Below are 24856 nucleotides of genomic sequence, written 5' to 3'. Positions count from 1 at the left end.
AAGAGGTAGGTTATGAAAAACACACTTAAAACGCGTCCACTTGGAAAAACCGGCATTGAGGTTTCAACCCTCGGTTTTGGCGCGGCCTCTATGGGTAACCTATATCAAGCAGTGAGCGATGAAGAAGCTAAAAACACCTTAACTGCAGCAATTGATGTGGGCATTTCATTATTCGATACCGCCCCTCGCTATGGTGCTGGGTTAAGTGAACGTCGTGTTGGTGATGCCCTGCGCGGTCTTGGTAAAAAAGAGTATATTCTATCAACCAAGGTTGGCAGATTGATCAAACCTGATCCCCATGCTGATGTAACGCAGCTGCGTCATGGCTTTGCCACACCAATGCCTTTTGATGCCCAATATGACTACAGCTACGATGGCATTATGCGCTCTTTTGAAGATAGCCAACAACGTTTAGGTTTAGCTGAAATTGATATTTTACTCGTACATGATTTAGGCGTTGATACACACGCCGAGCGAGATGCCTTTTATTTTATGCAATTTGAGCAAGGCGGCTACCGAGCGTTAGAAGAGCTCAAAACAAGTGGGCAAATTAAGGCTGTCGGTTTAGGGGTTAACGAAGTTGAAATATGTCAACGTGCAATGGCAATTGGTCAGTTCGATTGCTTTTTATTAGCTGGTCGTTATTCGTTATTAGAACAACAACCTCTCGATGATTTTTTACCTGCATGTATAGAGCATGGTGCGTCTATTATCTTAGGTGGCCCCTATAACTCGGGAATATTAGCTACGGGCGTTCGTCATTTTCAAAACCCTTACTACAACTATCAACCAGCGTCACAAGAAATCATCGACAAAGTCGCCAAAATTGAAGCTGTTTGTGTTGATCATAATGTCACATTAGCAGCTGCAGCTTTACAGTTTCCACTCGCGCATCCTACTGTTGCCTCGGTTATACCTGGGCTTGGTAACGAAAAACGGGTGCACAAAACCGTCGAATTATTTAATCAGGTTATCCCGAACCAGTTTTGGCAAGATTTAAAAACAGCTGGTCTAATTGCACAGCATGCACCGACGCCAGAAAGCGGAGACGCATCATGAACACAATCAGCACACTCAACCCGATTAAGAAAATAGATAGCCATCAACATTTTTGGCAATTGAGCCGTGGCGACTATCGCTGGTTAAGTGAAGATTTAACTGTGCTGTATCAAGATTATTTACCAGAAAGGCTCACTACGACCCTTGCTATTAATGACATTGCTAACACTATTGTGGTGCAAGCGGCCGACTCACATGATGAAACGCGTTTTTTACTGAAACTTGCTAAGTCCCATAGCTTTATTGCAGGTGTTGTTGGTTGGGTCGACTTTACCGATACAAACGCTCTAAGACAGTTAAACTTATTTGCTTCAGATCCTTACTTCAAAGGTGTACGGCCGATGCTGCAAGACATTGAGCAAATTGATTGGATCTTAAACCCAGAATTTACGCCAATTTTCCAATTTTTAGCGGCGCATAAGCTCTGTTTTGATGCCCTAGTACATGAGTGTCATTTACCGTATATACTCACCATTGCTAAGCAGCATCCTCATTTAAACATTGTTATTAATCATCTTGCTAAACCTGATTTAACAAAGCCAAAGTCTGAACATTGGGAAGACATGCTCTATCAACTTGCATGCTTAAAAAATGTCTCGATTAAGTTTTCCGGGCTTATGTCACAAGCACAGGCTGATTGTGTCGATATCGATACATATCGCCCCTACTTCGAACTCATTTATCAGTTATTTGGTGCCAACCGAATTTTATGGGGCAGCGACTGGCCAGTGGTTAACATGAATGGCTGTTATACCGACTGGCATTACATCAGCGATGTGCTGATAAGTGTTCTACCAGTCTCTGAGCAGCGAAAGATTTGGTCCGATAATGCCAAAAGACTTTACCGATTATTTTAATTCCCCCAGTTAAGGATTTTTTATGACCCAGCAAAACACAAAAAAAATTGCCCTAGTAACCGGTGGTGGAAGCGGCATCGGGCGAAGTATCTGTTTACGCTTGGCAAAACGTGACATGCATATCATGGTGGTTGATTTAAACCTTGACGCTGCAAACTTAGTGAAAGATGAAATTCTTCGTGACAATGGCAGTGCCGATGCGTATGCCGTCGATGTTGCAAACCACCAACAAGTTCACGAGTTATTTAATACAATTACCAAGCACTACCCCATTGATATTTTGGTTAACAACGCCGGTATTGCCCATATCGGCAATATCGAAAACACCGCAGAAGCTGATTTAGACAGGCTCTATAACATTAATGTTAAAGGCGTTTATAACTGTATTCATGCAGCTATCGAGAGCATGAAATCTCGAAAAAGCGGCGTCATTATTAACCTTGCTTCGGTTGCATCATCAGTCGGTATTGCTCACAGGTTTGCTTACTCAATGACTAAAGGCGCGGTTTTGACCATGACCTATTCCGTTGCAAAAGACTATATAAATGATGGCATCCGCTGTAACTGCATTGCGCCTGGTCGAGTGCACACCCCATTTGTTGATAATTTTTTAGCCCAAAGTTACCCAGATAATCAAGCTGAAATGTTTGAAAAGCTCTCCAAAAGTCAACCTATAGGTCGTATGGGCAAACCAGAAGAAATTGCCGGACTGGTCGATTACCTCTGCTCCGATGATGCAGCCTTTATTACCGGCAGTAATTTTCCCATTGATGGCGGTTTCGTCACCTTGAATAACTAATAGAAGTAAAGAGAATCATCATGAAACTACTAAGATACGGCCCTTTTGGCCAAGAGAAACCCGGCATCATTGATAGCGATGGTAAGCTACGTTGTTTAAGTAACGTGCTCAAAGACATCAATGGCCAAGCTTTATCACCAGTAACACTCAATTTTATTAGTCAAATCGACTTAAACACCTTGCCGCTTATTGAAGAGCCGGTGCGTATCGGTTCATGTATTGCTGATGTAGGTAAGTTTATTTGTATTGGCTTAAACTATGCTGATCACGCTGCAGAATCTGGCATGGCTATTCCCAATGAGCCTGAAGTATTTAGCAAAGCCACCAGCGCGATTAGCGGCCCTAACGACAATATAATCAAGCCTAAAAATAGCAAAAAGCTAGACTGGGAAGTTGAACTTGCCATTGTAATTGGTAAACACGCCTCGTATGTCGATGTAGAAAACGCTTATGATTACATTGCTGGTTATTGTGTGTGTAACGATGTGTCTGAACGAAACTTCCAGCTAGAACGCGGTTCACAGTGGGATAAAGGGAAAGGCTGTGACACATTTGGCCCACTTGGCCCATGGTTAGTCACCAAAGATGAAATTCCGGATCCACTTAATTTAGATATGTGGTTAAAGGTGAACGATACCCAATACCAAAACGGCAACACAAAAACCATGGTGTTTGATCCAGCGTTTATAGTTAGTTATCTCAGCCAATTTATGAGTTTACAACCGGGTGATGTTATCTCTACCGGCACGCCACCAGGTGTGGGTTTAGGGCAAACTCCACCGGTTTACTTAAAAGACGGCGACACAGTTACCCTTGGCATTGAAGGCCTTGGCGTACAACAGCAAGTCGTCGTTGATTATAAAAAATTACACTAATTAATAAATCCCAAATTGCATTTGATCTAGACCCAAAATCCGATAGAGCAACAGCCTATCGGATTTTTATTCAAACACTAATTGGCGAGTTTCAAACCAATAATTCCAAGGGCAATCAGCAGTAAGCTGGCAATTTTTAATAGGCTTACGCCTTCTGATAATAGCGTCATGCCAATAATTGCAGAGCCAATTACGCCGATACCTACCCAAACTGCATAAGCCAAACTGAGTGGTAATGATTTAAGCGCCACGCTTAAGCAATAGAAGCTCGCAGCCATGGTTAAAATTGTAAAGAATGAAATGAGTGGTTTAGTAAAACCGTTTGATTGTTTTAGGCCATAAGCCCAAGCGACTTCAAGTAAGCCAGCAGCAATAAGTAGGATCCAATTCATGGTCGACCTCTTTATGGGGTCGTCCCCGAATTTAAATATCAACTTTAAGGTCGTCCTCAAAGCGTTGTAGTACATCACCACACCCAACGAAATCTAGCACGCCCAAATTAGTAAGGCAACTATAGTCAAAAAAAAGCGAGCAACCTGCTCGCTTTTCTCTACTTGGTTTTGTTTATCGCCTATTAACTCACAGTTAGCGACCAATAATCAGTGCGCCACCTTGAGCTAATAAGTTTAAGGTTAACTTGCCACTGTTACTTACTGTGACTTGCTTAGTACCAGCACTGCCATCTTTTTTGTCAAACAACAGGGTGACTTTTTTGCCCGCTAACATAGGTAAATCGATATCGAATGTTTTGGCTTTATTTTCACCATTCACGGCAGCTACCCACCATGTTTGCTGATGACGCCTTGCGATCGTTACATCTTGACCCGGCTGACCTGCAATATAACGTGTTTCATCCCATACCGTTGGCATCGCCTTTAAAGTATCAATAACAAATTGAGGTTGCTCTACAAGGTTATTTGGCGTCAGGCCAAAATGTTGTACTGGTGATTGATAAAGCACACCTGTTGCCAGTTCAAATGCATCTGTGGTTTTACGAATAGTGCCGACGGTTTGATCTTGAGATAAGCGTTTGTTTAAAAACACTGGGGCAAAATCCATAGCGCCAATAGCATTACGAGTGAACGGTAAAATAGTCGCGTTATAGGCATGTAAATCTAACGAATTTTGATGAAAAACAAGGTTCTCCGATGCTAGAACCGCTTCAGATGTGACGAAGTTAGGATACATTCTTTCCCAGCCACGCGGGATAGTGCTGCCATGAAAGGTGATCACTAAACCATACTGATTTGCATCAGTGAGAATATCTTCGTAGAGTTTAATGGTCTCTTGTTTGTCACCACCAAAAAAATCTACTTTAAGCCCTTTAACACCAATGCTTTGCAACCACGCCATTTCATTTCGACGTGCAGGTGCACTGTTCATTCTATTTTGTGGGGTTTGAGGTGCGTCATTCCACCAGCCATTTGAGTTGTACCACAAAATAACATCAACGCCCTTACCATTAGCGTACTTAACCAATTCAGCCATTCTCTCGCGGCCAATGTTTTTATCCCACCAATTGTCGATTAATACATATTCAAAATTTAATGATGAAGCTAAATCGATAAATTTGATTTGATCATCGTAGTTGATACTTGGGTCTTGCCAAACAATCCAGCTCCATGTTGAACGACCCATTTTATAATCTTGGCTTGCTTGATAAAGGGGTTTAACTAAATCAAACGCCACGGTTGATTCAACGATTGGTTTTAAACTCGTTCCCAACGTAATAGTACGCCAAGGTGTGGTTGCTGGCATCGCCATAGCGGCATAAGTCGCACCTATGCCATTGTTTTCGCCAGCCTGAGGAAATGAAATCCGATAAATACCGTCTTTTGTGCCTTCACTTAATTTTGAGCCAACATAATGGCTATCAACCCCGGTTTCAGAAATTAATAACCAGCCTTTATCGCTATTTTTAAATAATGCAGGAAAGGTATAGCCCACCCCGTTCGCTGACGGTGTACCAAGGGCTTCGTTAAAGGTGTAAGGCTCTTCGTAACTTGGTTTTGTTTGCATCCAGCCCGTTTCAGGTAAGGCTTGTGGGCTTATAAATGTGGTTGCAGAATCTGGTAAATTAAAAGCGCTATATTCAGCTAATACCTTGATACGGGTATCTGTTTCAGTCCCTGAGATTTGATAGCGAAACGCAACATCGCTATCAGACACATTAAACTCGACGCCAAGCATTCTGCCGTCTTGGTTTTCAAATTGCGCTTTGAGTGAATTTGCCGTGTAGTTTACGTCACTAACCTTCGCATTATGCAGCTTATAGCTTTCATTGACTGAAGCGGTTGTATGGCTTTTATATTTTAGGCTTTGTGAAAAATCACCCAGGTTGGTTTTTAAACCAAGCTGTGATTGCTGCAAAAACACTTGCTTGCCATAATTTACGCTATAAACAAGTTGGTTTTGTTGTTTTTCGAGTTTTACAGTTATTTGTCCATCTGGGCTTGTCACGCTAAGCGGTAAATGTGCGTGAGCAAGCATAGAGCTTGTAAGCAGTGATATGTAGATACTTGGTTTTATCATTGTTGTTATCCTTAATCTGCAAATGCAATAAGTGATATCATAATACAATTAAAGCATTTTTGTCACCCAACTCCTATCGAGTTAGAAGTGATCGAAAAACGCATCAAGCCCGTTAGATATTGTTACAGTTCCAAGGTTGTATATTTACGACAAAAGGCTAAGCTTTAGATAAATAACAAAAACTTAGAAAATTTATGAAACTACTGACAGTGCTTTTTTTATTCGTCTCATATCAAGCTCTTGCGGGTCTTACGCCTGTTAGCTTTGAAAAAAATGGCGAAATCATCACTGAAGAAGCGGTGCGTTTCAACGGCGGATATGGTTATAACTTAGATGCCAACCATGTTTTAAAGCTCGTCACCTTAGATTGGCCTCCTTACATAGACGAAAACTTATGCAACAAAGGCTGGCTTTACCAATTTGCTGTAAGCTCCTTACTTGAAAAAGGCTATGGCGTGCAAATTAGCTTTTATCCGTGGGCACGCGCCGTAAGAGAAGCTGAATTAGGTCGCGCTGATATTCTCTTCCCTGAGTACTTTATTGAAGATGATGTTATCTCAGATAATTTCCTCGATAAAACTCGCAACGATTTACTCGCTTTGAGTCATGCTATTCCGGGTGGGGATTTATCATTCGTGGCGTTAAAAGGAAATCAAATTCCATTCAATGGGGATTTAAAATCCGTTAAAAATTTACCAATTGGTGTAGTACGTTCGTATAAAAACACTAAAGAGCTCGATGCCATGATTGATAATAAAGAAATCGATACAATCGTCGCTAATAATGAGTACCAACTAATTCACCTGTTACTTAGTAACCGAGTAAGCCTGATTGTGGCAGATCTTGAGGTGTTAAAAGCCAGTGTTTATAAATCTGAATTATCAATTAGCGGCAAACGACAAATTTTAGAATCACTGGTCGCGCTAGAGCCTAAACTTGAATACAAACCGCTTTATTTTTCTGTCAGTAAATCAACGCCGCAGTGGCAAAAAGTTTTACAAGATTTAAATGATGAAATAGAACTCATGCAACAAAGCGGCAAGTTTAACGAGTTCATCGAAGGAATGAAACAACAGTGCTACGGATTAGAAAAAGCGGCGTAACCGCCGCTTTATTTTGATAATATCAGTACGCGATTGAGTACTACTCAGGCACTCTAACCCAGCCTTCCATCAATACACGCGCACTTCGGCTCATACTTGCTTTAGTGACTTGCCAATTACCATCAACAAGTTTTGCAGCAGCGCCCACTTTTAAAGTGCCAGAAGGATGACCAAAGTTTACCTCTTGTCGCTCACCACCGCCTGCAGCAAGGTTTACCAAGGTACCAGGAATAGCGGCGGCAGTACCTATTGCAACCGCAGCGGTGCCCATCATGGCATGGTGCAATTTACCCATCGACATAGCACGTACCACTAAATCAATATCTGTATCACTGACAACTTTACCACTTGATGCATGGTAAGTCTTTGCTGGTGCAACCCAAGCTACTTTTGGCGTATGTTGACGTGCTTTTGCTTCATCAATATGAGAAATTAGCCCCATTTTCAACGCCCCGTAGGCACGAATCGTTTCTAATTTTTCAAGTGCAGATGCATCACCGTTAATGGCTTCTTGTAGCTCTGTGCCATCGTAGCCAACTTCACTGGCGTTAATGAAAACTGTCGGAATACCCGCATTGATCATCGTTGCAGACAACATACCAATACCTGGCACTTCTAGCTCATCAACTAAGTTACCTGTTGGAAATAAGGCCCCTTCGCCATCTGCAGGGTCCATAAATTCAAGTTTCACTTCAGCGGCTGGAAAGGTCACGCCATCAAGCTCAAAATCACCGGTTTCTTGCACTTCGCCGTTAGTAATTGGCACATGTACTATAATGGTTTTACTTATGTTTACTTGCCAAACTTTAACTTCGACAACGCCGTTGTCTGGAATTTTGCTGGCATCAACAAGGCCGTTCGACACAGCAAAGGCCCCGACTGCTGAAGTTAAATTGCCACAGTTACCACTCCAATCAACAAACGCTTTATCGATAGCCACTTGACCAAACAAATAATCAACATCGTGATCAGCTTTCGCGCTTTTCGATAAAATCACCGTCTTACTGGTGCTCGAGGTTGCACCGCCCATACCATCAGTTTGTTTTTGGTAAGGATCGGGGCTGCCAATCACACGTAATAACAGGCTATCGCGCGCCTCACCTGCCACTTGGGCAGGCTCAGGTAAATCAGTTAAGTTAAAGAACACCCCTTTACTGGTGCCGCCACGCATATAGGTCGCTGGCACCTTAATTTGTGGTTTAAATGCCATTGCTTAGTGCTCCTCAGATTCTAAGAAATCTTGCGCGAAACGTTGCAGCACACCACCCGCTGAATAAATTGACACTTCTTCAGCTGTATCTAAACGACACGTCATTGGTACTTCAACAGTTTCACCATTGGCACGGGTAATAACTAATGTCAGTGTCGCGCCTGGTGTTGGCTCACCTTTCACACTAAAGGTCTCACTGCCATCAATACCTAATGTAGTTCGCGTGGTGCCTGCTTTAAACTCAAGCGGTAATACGCCCATACCAATTAGGTTAGTGCGGTGAATACGCTCAAAGCCCTCGGCTGCAATCACTTCAACACCAGCAAGGCGTACACCCTTAGCTGCCCAGTCACGTGATGAGCCTTGGCCATAATCGGCACCAGCCACAATAATAAGCGGTTGTTTGCGCTCCATGTAGGTTTCGATAGCTTCCCACATACGCGTCACTTTGCCTTCTGGTTCAATGCGAGCATATGAACCTTGCTTCACTTCACCATTTTCTTTAACCATTTCATTCAGTAACTTAGGGTTAGCGAATGTTGCACGCTGTGCTGTTAAATGGTCGCCTCGGTGAGTAGCATACGAGTTAAAATCTTCTTCCGGCAGACCCATTTTAGCGAGGTACTCACCAGCTGCACTTGACGCTAAAATCGCATTCGAAGGTGATAAGTGGTCAGTAGTGATGTTGTCACCCAATACGGCTAGTGCTCGCATTCCGCTTAATGTACGCTCACCTGCTAATGCGCCTTCCCAATAAGGAGGACGACGAATATAGGTACTTTGTGGACGCCATTGGTAAAGTGGATCGTTGTCTTCACCGTAATCTACACTTAAATCAAACATTGGCTCGTAAACCTTTTTAAATTGTTCAGGTTTAACACTTTGTTTGATCACTGCATCAATTTCTTCATCTGTTGGCCATAAATCCATAAGGCGAATTTCGTTGCCTTGTTGATCATGCCCTAATACATCTTTTTCGATATCAAAACGAATAGTACCAGCGATGGCATAAGCAACTACCAGTGGCGGTGAAGCTAAGAATGCTTGTTTTGCATAAGGATGAATACGACCATCGAAGTTACGGTTACCCGAAAGTACAGCGGTTGCGTATAGGTCGCGGTCAATCACTTCTTGCTGAATTTTAGGATCAAGCGCACCACTCATGCCGTTACAAGTTGTACACGCAAAGGCAACGATACCAAAGCCAAGTTGTTCAAGTTCAGGTAATAAATTTGCTTCTTCTAAGTAAGACTTAACCGCTTTAGAACCCGGTGCCAGTGATGTTTTAACCCATGGCTTACGAGTTAACCCTTTAGCGTTAGCATTACGCGCAAGTAAACCTGCGGCAATAACATTGCGTGGATTACTAGTATTCGTACAACTTGTGATTGCAGCAATGATACAGGCACCATCTGGCATTAAGCCTTCTTCATTCTCAACGACGCCAGTGATACCTGCTTTATCAAGTTCGCTTGTTGCAACACGGCGATGTGGATTTGAAGGGCCCGCAATATTGCGACCAACTGACGATAGATCAAAGGTTAACACACGCTCATACTCAGCCGTTTTAAGACTGTCACTCCAAAGGCCAGTCTCTTTAGCGTAAGTTTCGACGAGTTGAACTTGCTCTTCTTCACGGCCAGTTAAACGTAGGTAATCAAGTGTGTTGTCATCGATGTAGAACATCGCAGCTGTTGCGCCAAACTCTGGCGTCATATTAGAGATAGTTGCTCTATCGCCTAAGGTAAGTGCATCGGCACCTTCACCATAAAATTCAAGGTAGGTCGACACAACTCTTTCATTACGTAAAAATTCGGTGATCGCTAGTACGATATCGGTTGCAGTAATACCCGGTTGTGGCTTGCCTTTGAGCTCGACACCCACAATATCTGGTAAACGCATGTAAGATGCACGGCCAAGCATCACACTTTCAGCTTCAAGACCACCTACACCGACTGCAATAACACCTAGCGCATCGACCATAGGTGTGTGGCTATCTGTACCAACTAATGTATCTGGGAATGCCACGCCATCACGTTTTTGGATCACAGGTGACATTTTCTCTAAATTGATTTGATGCATAATGCCGTTACCCGGCGGGATCACATCAATATTTTTAAATGCTGTTTTCGTCCAATTAATAAAGTGGAATCGGTCATCGTTACGACGGTCTTCAATAGCACGGTTTTTTTCAAATGCGTCAGGTTCAAAACCTGCGTGTTCAACCGCTAATGAATGGTCAACAATTAATTGTGTTGGTACCACAGGGTTCACTTTTGCAGGATCGCCGCCTTTTGCAGCAATAGCATCACGTAGGCCTGCTAAATCAACTAACGCTGTTTGACCTAAGATGTCGTGACACACAACGCGCGCAGGAAACCATGGAAAATCTAAATCACGCTTGCGGTCAATCAATTGCGACAGCGCATCATTTAGCATTTCAGGGTCACAGCGACGAACTAAGTTTTCGGCAAGTACTCGCGATGTGTAAGGAAGTGTGGCATAGCTGCCTGGTTTAATTGCATCAACAGCAGCGCGCGTATCAAAGTAATCGACGCCGGTGCCTGCTAATGGTTTTCTAAAGTTTGTATTCATGATGATTCTACTTGTACTTGGTGACGGTGAACAAAGGTGGGCTGATTGTTTTTGTATTTATTTCGCCCCTTCATAAAGGGGCAGCTAAGCTACCCCTATCACTGATTTAATTAACGATTAACGCTCAGAAATTGGCGTATAGCTACGCGCTTCTGGACCCGTATAATCTGCACTTGGGCGAATAATACGGTTATTAGCACGTTGCTCTTTCACGTGTGCTGTCCAACCTGTTACACGGCTCATCACGAAAATTGGCGTGAATAACTTAGTTGGAATACCCATGAAGTGATACGCAGATGCATGGAAGAAATCAGCATTACAGAATAATTTCTTTTCACGCCACATAACTTCTTCACAGCGAACAGACACTGGATAAAGCACATCATCACCCACTTCTGCTGCCAGTTTTTCTGACCACTTTTTGATGATCACGTTACGTGGATCTGATTCACGGTAAATGGCATGACCAAAGCCCATGATCTTGTCTTTACGTTCAAGCATGCCCATCAGCGCATCTTCAGCTTGGTCTGCACTTGTGAAGCCTTCAATCATATCCATAGCCGCTTCGTTCGCACCACCATGTAATGGACCACGTAAACTACCAATCGCCCCCGTTACACAAGAGTGAATATCAGACAATGTTGATGCACACACACGTGCAGTGAATGTTGATGCATTAAACTCATGCTCTGCATAAAGAATTAAAGACACATTCATTACTTGCTCAAACAGTGCTGATGGTGCTTCGTCATGTAATAAACGTAAGAAGTGTGCACCTACCGAATCATCATCAGTTTCAGTATCGATGCGAACGCCGTCATGGCTAAAGCGATACCAGTAACAAATAATACTTGGGAATACAGCAACCATGCGGTCAATCGCATCATTCGCTTCTGAGAAGTCTTGCTCCATTTCTAGGTTACCTAGCATAGAACAACCCGTACGCATTACATCCATTGGATGCGCGTCTTTAGGAATATTTTCAAGCACTGTTTTAAGTGCATCTGGTAAACCACGTAGTGATTTTAGCTTTGCTTTATATTCAGTCAGCTCAGACTCTGTTGGTAATTCACCGCGCGACAGTAAAAAAGACACTTCTTCAAACTGTGCTTTATCTGCTAATTCACTAATATCATAACCACAATAAGTTAAACCTGAACCTGATTTACCTACTGTACACAGTGCTGTTTCACCTGCTACTTGACCACGTAAACCTGCGCCGCCTAATGCTTTATCTACCATGAGTGTTCTCCTTATATGTTGTCGTTATGATTTTTTAGCTGAGAAAAGGTTATCGAGTGTGTTTTCATATGAGTGATAATCTAAAAACTCATATAATTCCGCACGGGTTTGCATATTGTCTAATTGGCTTTGCTGCGAGCCTTCGCTAAGAATAGACGAATACACATTAAGTGCTGCTTTGTTCATCGCTCTAAATGCACTGAGTGGGTAAAGTACAATTTCAACACCTACTTCGCTTAATTGCTCAGTTGTATAAAGCGGTGTTTGGCCAAATTCGGTGATGTTCGCAAGAATCGGCACATTTAACGCTTTAGCAAACGCTTGGTAATCTGCTAGATCATGTACCGCTTCTGCAAAGATAGCGTCTGCGCCAGCTTCAACACACGCTGCTGCGCGGTCAATAGCTGCATTTAAGCCTTCTTTTTGGAATGCATCAGTACGCGCCATAATGTAAAAATCACTGTCTGTTTTGGCATCAACCGCTGCTTTAATACGGTCAACCATTTCATCTTTAGACACGATTTCTTTATTCGGACGGTGACCACAACGTTTTTGTGCTACTTGGTCTTCAATATGGAAGCCCGCAGCACCTGCTTTAGTCATTTCTTTAACCGTACGAGCAATATTAAATGCACCGCCCCACCCTGTGTCAGCATCAACAAGAAGCGGTAAGTCGGTAGCGCTGGTGATTCGACGAATATCTTCAAGTACGTTATCTAGGCTAGTCATACCTAAATCTGGCATGCCGTATGATGCGTTAGCAACACCCGCACCTGAGAGGTAAAGTGCTTGGTGACCGGTTTTCTCTGCCATCATTGCGCAGTACGCATTGACGGTGCCAACCACTTGTAATGGCTTGTTGTTGGCGATTGCCTGTTTGAACTTTAATCCTGCTGACATTGGATAACTCCTATCTTTGAACGGTTTCAGCTCTTTGGCTGACTCTATTTTTTAAATCTAAATTGTGACTGTTTAACTACGGCGCTACTGATTTTTTGCTGCGAGTAAGTCAAACTTCGTCTGAATATTTGCCTGAGACGCACTAATATGGCGCTTCATAAGCATTTCGGCTAATTCACCGTCATGGTTTTCAATGGCATTAATAATAGCTAAGTGTTCATCAAACGCTTTTGATACACGCGGCCCAACCATGCCCATTTGTACACGGTACATACGAATTAACTGGTACAACTCATTACATAAAAGGTGAATTAAGTGTGCGTTTTTCGACCCTTTAATAATGCGATAATGAAAATCAAGGTCGCCCGCTTCTTGGTAGTATGATTCACCTTCTTTTACACGCTGTGTTTGTAAGTGCTGGTTCAATAACTGCTTTAAACCCTGCACTTCTTCAGGTTCCATGTTGTCGGCAGCTAACCGACAAGCCAGCCCTTCTAGGGCACTACGAACCTGATAGACTTCGATTAAACGCTCGGCGGTTAGCGCAACAACACGACAACCGACATTCGCTTTACGCTCGACCAAATAACAGCTCTCTAAACGATTTAGCGCCTCACGCAAGGTGGCACGGCTTACACCATAGCGTTTAGCAAGTTCTGGCTCAGAAATTTTGCTGCCCTGCTCAATGGTGCCTTGTACAATTTCACGACGCATGTCGACAAACACTTGGTCTGATGCAGTTGTTATCGTGATATCGTTGTAGTTATCGTTGGCTTTTTGCTCTGTCATAAATAGGTCTATCAAAGTACTAAATTAAGATTGTCGACAATTTGTGAGTTCACTATGCGCCCTATCATTGCATGTGTCAACCTTGAGATCGGAAAAACAGACTAAAAAACCAGTAAAATGTCGACATAAAATGATATTTATCAAAAATAATGGCTATAAAGAACATTTATATTGGTAATATGTCGACACTTCAATCTCGCTCTTAAAAAGCTAAAAATATCCCCCGATAGCGCTATAAATGGTATGATCCAGCTATTATTACGTGATGTGAGAGCCATTTAGTGGACGCTAATACATATATTCCTGACTCATTTATTGATGATGTAAAAAGCTACCTTCCTGAACATTTATCATTAGACGACTTTATTGCAGCCTGTCGTCGCCCACTGAGACGATCTGTTCGCGTAAATACTTTAAAAATGTCAGTCGCTGAATTTGAGCGTCAATGCACCAAAAAAGGATGGGAATTAACAGCAATTCCATGGTGTGAAGAAGGATTCTGGCTAACACGTCCTAGCGACGAAGAAGCGGCCCTTGCCATCGGAAATACAGATTTACACTTAAGTGGTGCTATGTATGTACAAGAAGCCAGCTCAATGTTACCGCCGGTAGCACTGAGAGCCGAAGTTCAGCAAAGCGATGCGGTACTTGATATGGCATCGGCACCGGGTTCAAAAACATCACAAATCGCTGCCATGATGGATAATAGTGGCGTGTTAGTGGCCAATGAGTTGTCATCGTCACGCTTAAAAGTATTAGCAGCAACCCTTAAACGTATGGGCGTAGGTAATTGTGCATTATCACATTTTGACGGTGTGATCTTTGGGGATTACATGTATGAGTGCTTCGACAGTATTTTGCTAGATGCCCCGTGTTCAGGTGAAGGCACGGTTCGTAAAGATGCAGACGCCTTAAAAAATTGGTCAATTGAATCTAATATTGATATTGCTGCTGTGCAAAAAGCCCTTATAAAAAGTGCCTTTTATGCCCTAAAGCCTGGCGGCACATTAGTTTATTCGACCTGTACTTTAACACCGCTTGAGAACCAACAAGTGTGTGAGTATCTATTAGCAGAGTTTCCTGATTGCATCGAGGTACAATCGCTCGACAGCCTGTTTGATGGCGCAGACAAAGCGACAACCAGCGAAGGTTATTTGCATGTTTGGCCGCAAACTTACGACAGTGAAGGTTTCTTCATTGCTAAATTTAAAAAAATAGCGTCAAGCGATAACCCTAATCAAAAAGTTAAAAAAGGCGCATTTCCGTTTGCTGAGTTTGATAAAAAGCAAAGCCAAGCGTTTATGCAAACAATTAAAAAACAGTTCGGTCTAAAATCACTCAAAGGCACCTTAATGCAGCGTGATAAAGAGCTTTGGTTGTTTCCAGATGGCTTTGATGAACTGCAAGATAAAATTAAATACTCACGTTTAGGTATTCAACTTGGTGTGATCCACAAAGGTGGTGTTCGCTTAACTCACGAGTTTGCCACTGTCTTTGGCCAAGATTGCGATAAAAATACCTTTGAGATGTCTGCTTGCCAAGCAAACGATTACTTTAACGGTAAAGATATTAGGCTCGAAAAACCAACGCAAGATAATGGTGAAGTAGTGTTAATGTTATGTGGTTGTCCGGTAGGCCTAGGTAAGTGGCAAAAGAATAAAATTAAGAACTCATTACCGCGTGATTTGGTCCAAAATGCCCAGTTGATAACTTGGGTATAAGTTGCGCATAAAGACTGTATAAATAAGGCGCTAATTTAGGTAAAAAGCTGTAACAGACTGATTTTAAACTAGTATAAAATTTGTACATTTACCGTGCAATTTCCTGCTGATTAACTACACTTAAAAGTACTTTCTACTTCTCCCTACTGAATTTAGAAGGTGTTTTTTTATAGTTAGCGCAGGCTCACACGAGCCACCCCCTAAGCCCAGAACAATGCGGATTCGTTCTGGGCGTTTTTTATTCAAAAGTCGCATAGCAAAGCATCAGCCTTTTTGATTTCATTGTAAAAACAATGATAAAGGATTGATTATGCTTAAACCCATGTGCGTCGTACTACCACTTTTACTTAGTAGCCAAACTCTGGCAAAAAGCAGTGATTACCTAGGTTTTGACTACCCTAATAAGGCTAAAAATGCCGTAAGCATCAGCTTTGATGATGCAAGACATAGCCAAGTTGATACCGGTTTAGCGCTTTTAAACAAGTACCAAGTAAAAGCGACATTTTATGTATCCCCTTTTAATGTAAAAGAACGTGTTGAAAAGTGGCAAATGGCAGTAAAAACAGGTCACGAAATTGCTAATCATACAGCAAGCCATTTATGTACAGGCAACTTTGAATGGCTACGTGAACTTGGGGTTTCGCTTGAACAATTTACTCTAAAAGAAATGGAGCAAGATATCCTAAAGGGGCAAGACTATATAAAAGCCACACTCAATGTGACACCAACCGCTTTTGCCTACCCTTGCGGTAACACCTTTGTTGGACGTGGTGCTAATACAAAAAGTTATGTGCCGTTAATAGCTAAACACTTTAAAACCGGTCGAACTTGGCTAGACGAAACGGCGAATAATCCTAATTTTACAGATTTTTCGCAGTTAACCAGTTTACCTATTGATGGGCTGACTTTCGAAGAGATTAAAAAAACCATAGAGCAACACCGAACCAACAATAGTTGGATCATTCTAGCTGGCCACGATATTGGTAAGCGAGATCAGTACACCACCGGCAGCGATGTACTCGAACAGCTCGTTGTTTATCTACAAGATCCTAAAAATGGCTTTTGGTTAGATACGGTAAGTAATGTTGCTGACTACGTTGAGGCGAATCGTAAAGCATTCGATTAATTATCGTTTAAATCGAATTCAGTTATTTGGTTATCAGCGTGAATAAGTTCATATTTAGCGAGTAAACCGTCATTGAGCTCAATTAAGCTGATAGCCGCATTACTGACTAAATACTTTTGTCCTTCGCCTATGGTTTGGTGTTTATCAACTTCCATTTGCCAACGCTTAGTGAAAAAGTTAAGTGGGCTTTTCGGGGCATATAAAATTGAGTCGAGCTTATCGAGTACATTAATAAGTTTGCGTGGGAACTCATTTTTAATACCACTGGCAGTCAACTGCCAAATTCGGTTTTTATGCTTACCAAAGCGCTTTTGCACTGAAAAACAAAATGAATAATGAACATCACCAGAGAGGATCAAGGTTTCTTTTGGCGTATCTTCACGGCGAAAAGTATCTAGCAGTTTTTTAGCAGAACCTTCATGAGCCATCCAGTTTTCAACATCAACCAACAAGGGTTGCCCGCAAAAATTAAAAATTGCTTGGATAGCTTCAATCGATTTAACACCAAACACCGGTGCTGGAGATACGATAATCACTTTATCGTGAGACAATAAGCTTTCTTCTAATTCGGTGAGCCTTTCCCAATCAAGTAAGCCAGATGGTTCATTGAAGTTTTGCTCATTCCGCCAGCGATGGGTTCGGGTATCGAGCACCACAACTTTGGGGATGGTATTAAGCTCGTAATGCCAATGGTTAAAATTGAGTATTAGCTTATCAAAGTCTTTAAAATGCCAGTTCTGTTGTTGCAGGCTTTGTTTAAAACTGGCTAATAAAGACAGGGAATTATCACCTGCATCATTACCAATTCCTTGCATTAACCAATAACTAATCAGGCCATTATTTACAATACGACGGCTAGCTGGGTGCTGATAAATAGCTTGCTCCCAGCCTGCGGTTAAATTCCAATCATCGGTGACATCATGATCGTCAAACATCATTAATGTCGACACATTGGCGAATAACCTTTCAACACTGTGAAGACCCTTTGCAAAACCAAGCAGTGCATCTTTTTCAAGTTTAAATAGATTAGCGTATTTAGGGGCTAATGCTGGGCATTCAATTGATTCGAACTCAATTAGCTGCCAAGTAACCGCGCTGAAGTTTAATAAATAAAGCGCTATAAATTCTTGAAAATGGATTAAGTGGTTTTCAGCTTTTAAGCTTGAGAAGTGCGGCTCATCTTTTTTAAGCCAATAACCAACACCAAATTTGCTTCGTTTCTGCCAAGGCACTTTGGGTAAGTGTAAATGGCGCTGATAAAGTTGCTGCTCAAACTCTTCTGGTAAATCTAAATCAAGCGCTGGCTCTTGAAACACACCAAATAGACTAATCACTTTTTCAATCGCGAGCAACATAGGCCCTGCGACATCATCCGCATATATTTGATCGCCAGACAACAATAATAAGTCAGCGCCTGCATTAAGAGATTGGCGCTGATCATTTTGCCAATTGTCTGCAGCAACAAGGCTGTCTTTTGCGGGGTGATGAGGGTTACGACACGAGCCATGCAGAATTCTATCGAGTCGATTTGGGATCACAAATGCTGGAGATTCTGCACGTTCATAGCAAAAAGACGACAAATCAAGGCTTTTATCTTCATCATGTAACGAATAATAGATCAGTGAGTCAACTGCAAACTGGCCACTGACAGGCATGACATTGATGAAATTTAAGTAAAGCTGTTGCCCTAATTGGATTGACTCTAAGTTAGAGAAAGTCTCAACACCGCTAAACTCAATTCGGTAGTGGCAAGGCACAGTTGTGACAAATTGAAAGCACACTCGCCCTGCATCTGCTCGGCGTACCATTGGCCCCATTACTAACTGAGGTAAATTCGATACGCCGTGCACTATTACGCCCTTTTAGCTTGATTGAACAACGAATAAAAGTTGTTAGTTGTTGCTTCAGCTAACTCGTTAAAAGTAAGCCCTTTTAACTCAGCGATGTAGTAAGCGACATCTTCAACATAGGCTGGTTGATTTGTTTTACCACGATATGGCACAGGTGCTAAATACGGTGAATCTGTTTCGATCAATAAGCGATCTAGCGGAATTTGCTTAACAACGTCTTTTAACTCTACGGCATTTTTAAACGTAACAATGCCCGAAATCGAAATATAAAAGCCCATATCAATAGCTTTTTTGGCCATATCCCAGTTTTCTGTAAAGCAATGCAATACACCACCACAATTCTCAGCATTGTGGGCGCGCATTAAGTTGATGGTGTCTTCTCTAGCGTCTCGAGTATGAATAATTAGTGGTTTTTTAAGCTCATTTGCAACCTCGATATGACCCACGAAACTTTCTTGCTGAACAATATGGGTGTCTTTTGAGTAATAGTAATCGAGACCTGTTTCACCAATCGCAACCACTTTGTCGTGGCTTGCAAGTGAAATAAGCTTTTGCTTATCGAGTGCGTCTTTTTGATCAAGTGGGTGCACACCGCATGATGCAGAAACATCTGGATAGTGTTTAATTTTATCCAGCATAGATGGGAATTGATCTAAGGTTACACTCACACATAAAAAGTGTTCAACTTTCTTAGCGCGAGCGTTTTCAAGTACTTGGTCTAAATTAAGGTCGAGTTTATCGAAATCAAGCCTGTCTAAATGACAATGAGAATCTACAATCATGGTACTACTTTTTTACATGGTATAGGTCGGATTGCCTGAGTTTAACATAGTACCGAGTAGTTTTTCGATTTTCACATTTAAATTGGTTTTATCATCGATAAAATTAACACCCACTCCTGGTGGATTTGAGCTTTGTGCACCTTGTGGTGTGATCCAAGCAACTTTACCTGTTACTACATCATCTTCTAACGCATCGGGTAAGGTAACTTTTAGAGCCAATGAATGCCCCATCTCAAAGCGCATATTAGTGCGAACAAATAACCCACCATTTTTTAAATAAGGCATATAACAGCGATATAATTCTTCTAAGTCTTCAATATCTACTAATAATTCTTGCACGATTTATCCTAATTTTGGCTTTCACGTAAAGTAAACGCTAATTGTGAAATGGCAAGTTCCAAATTTAAACCAAGCACATGTGAACTGTTATAAAGAAACTCTGAAATTGCAGATTGTGCTTTCTGATAATTGAAAAAGTCCATTCCTAAAACCAATTGCGCCTTAAGATGCTCCGTTAAAAACAAAGCAAATACATTAACCAAGCTGTGATCTTTATTTAGTATGTCGACTAACGCACTGAAATTATGGCTGTCTTTTATCTCAGTTGCAAATTTATAAAGGGAATCGACAGCTTCAAGTTGATTGTCATTTTGCCACTGCTCAACTAGCAGTGGCTGTCTAGCAAATAAATCCAACCATGAATAGTTAGCAATGTTTAATGATGCTAACCATTGTGTTGTATATTCTGGGTTAACTTTTATTTCGTGTACGGCGCAGCGACTTAATATTGTTGCTGGTAATAGTGCGGTTTGCTCACACGTTAACAATAGATAACGGCGTAAACTTGGTTCTTCGAGTGTTTTTAATAATGCATTTGCTGCCGCAGTGGTCATTTTATGACACTGTTCAAGTACCACCACTTTGTTACCGTTTTGCGCCGCTGAATGATTGATAAAATCACTGATCTCACGAATTTCATCCACGCCTATTGTTTGGCCTTCTACCTTTACAACGCGTTTATCTGGGTGAGTACCCGCTTGATTTAGTTGGCAGCTTTTACAATTGCCACAGGCTTTTAAGTTTACAGGTGACGCACAAAGTAGCCCATCAGCGAGCGAATCGACTAAACGTTGCTTGCCAACACCTTTATCACCATTAAATAGCTGTGCATGATGAAAGCGTTGCTGTGCAAAACTTTGCGCAAGTTGCTGATAAAGCCCTTCAAGCCATGGCAAAGGCATATTAATTTAAACCTGCAAAAAAGTTATCAAGCACAGTTGTTATTGCCGCATGTACTTCAGGCATAGTTTGGTTTGCATCCACTGTTTTGATACTGCTATCAGTTTTAGCTATCTCGAGGTAACGTGCGCGAGTGCGCTCAAAAAAGCCTAATGCTTCTTGTTCGATACGATCAAGTTCACCACGTCCTTTTGCACGGGCAAGGCCCACAGCTGGGTCAATGTCTAAATAAATGGTTAAATCAGGTTTTAAACCATTTAGCACCATATCAGCTAAAAAAGAGAGTTTAGTCTGTTCAATACCACGACCACCACCTTGATATGCTTGAGATGAAAGATCATGACGATCACCTAAAACCCAGGTACCCTTTTCAAGTGCGGGATTAATAACATTAGCAACCAATTGTGAGCGTGCTGCATACATAATTAATAGCTCAGTTTCACCCGTCACTGTTTCTTGGTGAGCCTGTTTAACGATATTACGCAGCTCTTCAGCCATGGCTGTGCCACCTGGCTCACGTACATTAATAAAATCGACTTGTTTATTTTCTAAATAAGCTTGGCATACGGCAATGGCCGTTGATTTTCCGGCCCCTTCTAGGCCTTCAATCACTATAAATTTCGCTGTCATATGACTCAATTCTGGTTGTTAGTTTAATTGGTACTGCTTTACCGCACGATTATGTTCTTGTAATGTTTTCGAAAATTGATGGCTGCCATCCCCTTTCGCAACAAAATACACATACTCAGATTCAGGTGGATTAACCGCGGCCAAAATCGCTGCTTTAGAAGGCATGGCAATGGGTGTTGGCGGCAAGCCTTTTATCTTATACGTGTTATACGGTGTATAGGTTGTTAAATCTTTTCGTTTTATATCACCATCAAAATCAGCACCAATGCCATAAATAACCGTTGGATCGGTTTGTAATCGCATATTGGTTTTTAAACGATTGGTAAATACTGCAGAAATTAATGGTCGCTCAGAAGCAAGGCCCGTTTCTTTTTCAATAATTGATGCCAATATTAACGCTTCATACGGTGAACTTAATACTAAATCGGGTGCTCTAGTTTGCCATGCAGCGTCTAATTCCTGCTGCATTTTGTTGTATGCGCGTTTTAATACGCCGCTGGCTGTATCTTCACTATGGTAGTGATAGGTGTCAGGGAACAACCAGCCTTCTAAATTTTCTTGTGTGCTACTTATCTGCGTCGCTAAATTCTCTGTCTGTAAGTCTTGTGTTAAATGTGCTTGTTTTTGGATATTAGCAACAACGTCACGAAGTGGCTGACCTTCAATAATTGTAAAGCTAAAGCTTACTTGTGCACCTTGATTGATACGGCGAATATTATCAATCACAGCGCTCGTATCAAGTTCATAAAGACCCGCTTTTAAATCGGTAAGCGTAGGGTCTAATTTAGCGAGTATCTGAAATTTAAAGCAGCTATCGAGCCACTGCTTTGCTTGCCATGCTTGACAAAGCTGATTAAAGCCAGTGCCACGTTCTACTTTGAATAAAGTACTGTTTTCAACTTTTAATGGCATTTTTAATGCCGATTGAAGTTGTTGATAGCCAATTCCACAACATAGCAATGCTAATAACAGCACGCTAACAATGACTTTTATCACACACTCTCCTTGGCAAACTGCGCCGCTAATAGCGCTTTACTGCGTTCAATATCAAACTGCGTATTAGCAATCCGTGCAACGGGCACTACGCCCATTAAACTATTACACATAAATACGGCATCCATAGCTAAAAGCTCATCTAGTTGGATTGCTTTAAACTCAATGGCTAACTTATCACATAAAGCGCTGAGATAAACCCCAGTGATACCACAGCGGTCTAACTTGGGAGAAACAATATTACCGTTTTGAATGGCAAATAAATTTGCAGCAGAGCACTCGATCACATTGTTATCATAATCAAGTACAACAACGTCATCACATTCAAGGCTATTCATTTGCTTTTTAATAAGTACTTGCTCTAACCGGTTCAAAGTTTTTAAGCCAGCGAGTAAAGGTTGATGTGCAAGTTTCACATCGCTGATTACAAGGTTTACACCCTGCTGCTGCCAACTTTTATAGTGTGAAACTGCAGGCATTACACTGATCAGCACTTGGATACTTGGTGTATCTGGTAAGCCATAACCACGCCCACCTACACCACGGGTGATAAGTATTTTTAAAATACCGGTTTGTGTATCACTGATTGCGTGGTTAACTTCACGCTCAATTGCGGTTAAATCTAATTTAGGGAAATAGAGTCTTTGCGCGCATTCTTCTAAACGCGCTTTGTGTAAATCCCAGTGCTCAACGACAGAATTCACCACAGAGGCAGTAGTAAAAAAGCCGTCACCATAATTTAAGCCACGATCTTGCGTGCTTATTGTGGTGTCTGGTGTGGTTATTGTTATTGTTTGTTTTAATTTACTCATACAAAAAAGCCCAGTTAAACAACTGGGCTCTTCTTTTTAGTCCGTTGTTAAAAAGAATTATACCTTTTTAAATAGCAACGAGCCATTAGTACCACCAAAACCAAATGAATTACATAGTGCGTAATCCAGTTTAGCGTCACGTGCAGTGTGCGGTACATAGTCTAAATCACAGCCTTCATCTGGGTTATCAAGGTTGATTGTAGGGCTTACTTTCTGGTCAACAAGTGACAAGATAGTAATAATCGACTCTACCGAGCCTGCTGCACCTAACAAGTGACCCATCATTGATTTAGATGAACTTACCATCACATCTTTCGCTGCATCACCAAAAATAGTTTTAACAGCGGATGTTTCGGCTTTATCGCCTGCATTCGTCGATGTACCGTGAGCATTAATGTAGCCAACTTGGTCTGCATTAACTTGTGCATCGTTTAAGGCATTTTCCATCGCCAGTGCTGCGCCAGCACCGTCTTCAGGTGGAGACGTCATGTGATATGCATCACCACTCATACCAAAACCAACAAGTTCAGCGTAGATTTTCGCACCACGTGCTTTAGCATGCTCATACTCTTCAAGTACGATAACACCTGCACCATCAGCAAGAACAAAACCGTCACGGTCTTTATCCCAAGGACGAGATGCTGCTTGTGGATCGTCGTTACGAGTTGATAATGCACGTGCTGCATTAAAACCACCCATACCAATTGGTGTCGATGCTTTTTCAGCACCACCGGCTACCATTGCATCTGCATCGCCGTATGCAATCATACGCGCAGCATGACCAATATTATGTAGACCTGTAGTACAGGCTGTAACGATTGAAATATTTGGACCACGTAAACCGTGCATAATCGATAAATGACCAGATATCATATTGATAATGGTCGAAGGCACGTAGAACGGAGAAAGCTTACGCGGGCCGCTGTTTAATAGTTTGATGTGGTTTTCTTCAATTAAAGTTAAACCACCGATGCCAGAACCCACTGCTACACCAACACGAGTGGCGTTTTCTTCAGTGATCTCTAGACCAGAATCTTGTAGTGCTTGTACACCCGCTGCAATGCCATATTGGATAAACAAATCCATTTTCTTTGCATCTTTCGGTGACATGTAAGCTGATGCATCAAAGTCATTCAGCAAACCTGCGAATTTGGTGCCGAAACTTGAGGTATCGAAATGCGTGATAGTTTGAATACCACTTTTACCGTTTAACAAACCTTGCCAAGTAGATTCAACATCATTACCTAGCGGTGTCAACATTCCTAAGCCAGTTACGACGACTCGACGTTTAGCCACGGGTTGCCTCCAATAAGGAAATTATTTTAGGTGGGGTGTATACCAAATTTATTAGTATCATTCTTCAGATAGACTAAGGGCAGCTTAATGCTGCCCTTAAAATCAAAATGCGTAAAATTACTCAGCGTGAGCTGTAACGTAATCGATTGCAGCTTGAACTGTAGTGATCTTTTCAGCTTCTTCGTCTGGGATCTCAGTGTCGAACTCTTCTTCAAGAGCCATTACTAGTTCTACAGTGTCAAGTGAATCAGCACCTAAGTCGTCAACGAAAGAAGCTTCATGTTTTACTTCTTCTTCTTTAACACCTAGTTGCTCAATGATAATTTTCTTTACGCGTTCTTGGATGTCGCTCATTCTTCTTTCCTTTATTAAAAACGCCAATGCGTTATTTTCAGATTGCGGCGTAGTTTACGCCGCATAATTCTGTGATTCAAGGATTTGCTGAT

At 41.8% G+C, this 24856-nt stretch carries 23 protein-coding genes; 7 read left to right on the top strand and 16 right to left on the bottom strand.

The annotated features are described in order from the left end of the window. Nucleotides 1-12: 12 nt before the first annotated feature. Genes NH153_RS14205 through NH153_RS14190 form a run of 4 tightly spaced genes read left to right on the top strand, consistent with a single transcriptional unit; the run spans nucleotide 13 to nucleotide 3590 of the window. Nucleotides 13-1059 (top strand): aldo/keto reductase, encoded by a 1047-nt coding sequence (locus tag NH153_RS14205; RefSeq protein ID WP_063704953.1) that lies wholly within the window; start codon nucleotides 13-15, stop codon nucleotides 1057-1059. After that, nucleotides 1056-1916, top strand: a complete 861-nt coding sequence (locus tag NH153_RS14200; protein ID WP_063704951.1) for an amidohydrolase family protein — start codon at nucleotides 1056-1058, stop codon at nucleotides 1914-1916. Before NH153_RS14205 ends, NH153_RS14200 begins: the two co-directional genes overlap by 4 nt. 22 nt (nucleotides 1917-1938) lie before the next feature. Then, the gene (locus NH153_RS14195) at nucleotides 1939-2715 is read left to right on the top strand and encodes an SDR family NAD(P)-dependent oxidoreductase (RefSeq protein ID WP_063704949.1); all 777 of its coding nucleotides are present in this window, start codon (nucleotides 1939-1941) and stop codon (nucleotides 2713-2715) included. A gap of 20 nt (nucleotides 2716-2735) precedes the next feature. Continuing rightward, on the top strand, nucleotides 2736-3590 hold the full coding sequence (locus NH153_RS14190; RefSeq protein ID WP_063704947.1) for a fumarylacetoacetate hydrolase family protein: 855 nt from the start codon (nucleotides 2736-2738) through the stop codon (nucleotides 3588-3590). A gap of 77 nt (nucleotides 3591-3667) precedes the next feature. On the opposite strand, the gene NH153_RS14185 is transcribed toward NH153_RS14190, so the two are convergent. Then, nucleotides 3668-3982 (bottom strand): DMT family transporter, encoded by a 315-nt coding sequence (locus NH153_RS14185; protein ID WP_062565271.1) that lies wholly within the window; start codon nucleotides 3980-3982, stop codon nucleotides 3668-3670. Nucleotides 3983-4175: 193 nt separating this feature from the next. Next, a complete protein-coding gene (locus NH153_RS14180; protein ID WP_063704945.1) occupies nucleotides 4176-6122 on the bottom strand; it encodes a glycoside hydrolase family 97 protein in 1947 nt (648 codons plus the stop codon). Between the two features lie 194 nt (nucleotides 6123-6316). Between NH153_RS14180 and NH153_RS14175 the strand changes: the two genes are divergently transcribed. Beyond that, the gene (locus NH153_RS14175; protein WP_082874072.1) at nucleotides 6317-7225 is read left to right on the top strand and encodes a substrate-binding periplasmic protein; all 909 of its coding nucleotides are present in this window, start codon (nucleotides 6317-6319) and stop codon (nucleotides 7223-7225) included. Nucleotides 7226-7265: 40 nt separating this feature from the next. Here NH153_RS14175 and prpF read toward each other — a convergent pair whose 3' ends face one another. The 5 genes from prpF to NH153_RS14150 form a co-directional block, all read right to left on the bottom strand. Continuing rightward, complete coding sequence (gene prpF / locus NH153_RS14170; RefSeq protein ID WP_063704942.1) at nucleotides 7266-8435, bottom strand: 2-methylaconitate cis-trans isomerase PrpF; 1170 nt, start codon at nucleotides 8433-8435, stop codon at nucleotides 7266-7268. Between the two features lie 3 nt (nucleotides 8436-8438). Further along, on the bottom strand, nucleotides 8439-11030 hold the full coding sequence (gene acnD, locus NH153_RS14165) for a Fe/S-dependent 2-methylisocitrate dehydratase AcnD (protein WP_063704940.1): 2592 nt from the start codon (nucleotides 11028-11030) through the stop codon (nucleotides 8439-8441). 117 nt (nucleotides 11031-11147) lie between these two features. Further along, nucleotides 11148-12272, bottom strand: a complete 1125-nt coding sequence (gene prpC, locus NH153_RS14160) for a bifunctional 2-methylcitrate synthase/citrate synthase (RefSeq protein WP_063704938.1) — start codon at nucleotides 12270-12272, stop codon at nucleotides 11148-11150. Between the two features lie 24 nt (nucleotides 12273-12296). Then, nucleotides 12297-13172, bottom strand: coding sequence for a methylisocitrate lyase (prpB, locus tag NH153_RS14155; protein WP_063704936.1), 876 nt, complete (start codon nucleotides 13170-13172; stop codon nucleotides 12297-12299). Nucleotides 13173-13256: 84 nt separating this feature from the next. After that, nucleotides 13257-13961, bottom strand: coding sequence for a GntR family transcriptional regulator (locus NH153_RS14150; protein ID WP_054554723.1), 705 nt, complete (start codon nucleotides 13959-13961; stop codon nucleotides 13257-13259). 281 nt (nucleotides 13962-14242) lie between these two features. On the opposite strand from NH153_RS14150, the gene rsmF reads away from it, so the two are divergent. Then, nucleotides 14243-15682 carry a 16S rRNA (cytosine(1407)-C(5))-methyltransferase RsmF gene (gene rsmF / locus NH153_RS14145; protein ID WP_063704934.1) on the top strand — a complete coding sequence of 480 codons (1440 nt, stop codon included), beginning with the start codon at nucleotides 14243-14245 and terminating at the stop codon, nucleotides 15680-15682. A gap of 310 nt (nucleotides 15683-15992) precedes the next feature. Continuing rightward, on the top strand, nucleotides 15993-16808 hold the full coding sequence (locus NH153_RS14140; protein WP_063704932.1) for a polysaccharide deacetylase family protein: 816 nt from the start codon (nucleotides 15993-15995) through the stop codon (nucleotides 16806-16808). On the opposite strand, the gene NH153_RS14135 is transcribed toward NH153_RS14140, so the two are convergent. The 9 genes from NH153_RS14135 to acpP all read right to left on the bottom strand — a co-directional run bounded on the left by NH153_RS14135 (nucleotide 16805) and on the right by acpP (nucleotide 24764). Further along, nucleotides 16805-18625, bottom strand: a complete 1821-nt coding sequence (locus NH153_RS14135) for an alkaline phosphatase D family protein (RefSeq protein ID WP_063706147.1) — start codon at nucleotides 18623-18625, stop codon at nucleotides 16805-16807. The two genes, NH153_RS14140 and NH153_RS14135, sit on opposite strands and share 4 nt — an antisense overlap. 35 nt (nucleotides 18626-18660) lie before the next feature. Then, nucleotides 18661-19440 (bottom strand): TatD family hydrolase, encoded by a 780-nt coding sequence (locus NH153_RS14130; protein WP_063704930.1) that lies wholly within the window; start codon nucleotides 19438-19440, stop codon nucleotides 18661-18663. Between the two features lie 12 nt (nucleotides 19441-19452). Next, nucleotides 19453-19779, bottom strand: a complete 327-nt coding sequence (locus NH153_RS14125) for a PilZ domain-containing protein (protein WP_063704928.1) — start codon at nucleotides 19777-19779, stop codon at nucleotides 19453-19455. A gap of 8 nt (nucleotides 19780-19787) precedes the next feature. Further along, nucleotides 19788-20681: a DNA polymerase III subunit gene (locus tag NH153_RS14120; protein ID WP_063704926.1), complete on the bottom strand. Its 894-nt coding sequence runs from the start codon at nucleotides 20679-20681 to the stop codon at nucleotides 19788-19790. Nucleotide 20682: 1 nt separating this feature from the next. Beyond that, nucleotides 20683-21309: a dTMP kinase gene (tmk, locus tag NH153_RS14115; RefSeq protein WP_054561369.1), complete on the bottom strand. Its 627-nt coding sequence runs from the start codon at nucleotides 21307-21309 to the stop codon at nucleotides 20683-20685. An 18-nt stretch (nucleotides 21310-21327) separates the two neighbouring features. Next, the gene (gene mltG, locus NH153_RS14110; RefSeq protein WP_063704924.1) at nucleotides 21328-22305 is read right to left on the bottom strand and encodes an endolytic transglycosylase MltG; all 978 of its coding nucleotides are present in this window, start codon (nucleotides 22303-22305) and stop codon (nucleotides 21328-21330) included. After that, entirely contained in the window at nucleotides 22302-23114 is an 813-nt protein-coding gene (gene pabC, locus NH153_RS14105; RefSeq protein WP_063704922.1) for an aminodeoxychorismate lyase, read from the bottom strand. The genes mltG and pabC overlap by 4 nt, the downstream gene beginning before the upstream one ends. Before the next feature lie 57 nt (nucleotides 23115-23171). Beyond that, on the bottom strand, nucleotides 23172-24410 hold the full coding sequence (gene fabF, locus NH153_RS14100) for a beta-ketoacyl-ACP synthase II (RefSeq protein WP_054554715.1): 1239 nt from the start codon (nucleotides 24408-24410) through the stop codon (nucleotides 23172-23174). 117 nt (nucleotides 24411-24527) lie between these two features. Beyond that, a complete protein-coding gene (acpP, locus tag NH153_RS14095; protein ID WP_016707440.1) occupies nucleotides 24528-24764 on the bottom strand; it encodes an acyl carrier protein in 237 nt (78 codons plus the stop codon). Between the last annotated feature and the right edge of the window lie 92 nt (nucleotides 24765-24856).

The sequence above is a fragment of the Pseudoalteromonas gelatinilytica genome, assembly GCF_001641615.1.
Lineage (GTDB): Bacteria > Pseudomonadota > Gammaproteobacteria > Enterobacterales > Alteromonadaceae > Pseudoalteromonas > Pseudoalteromonas gelatinilytica.
Note: the sequence above shows the minus strand (reverse complement) of the source record. Positions and strands in the feature narration are given on the sequence as shown.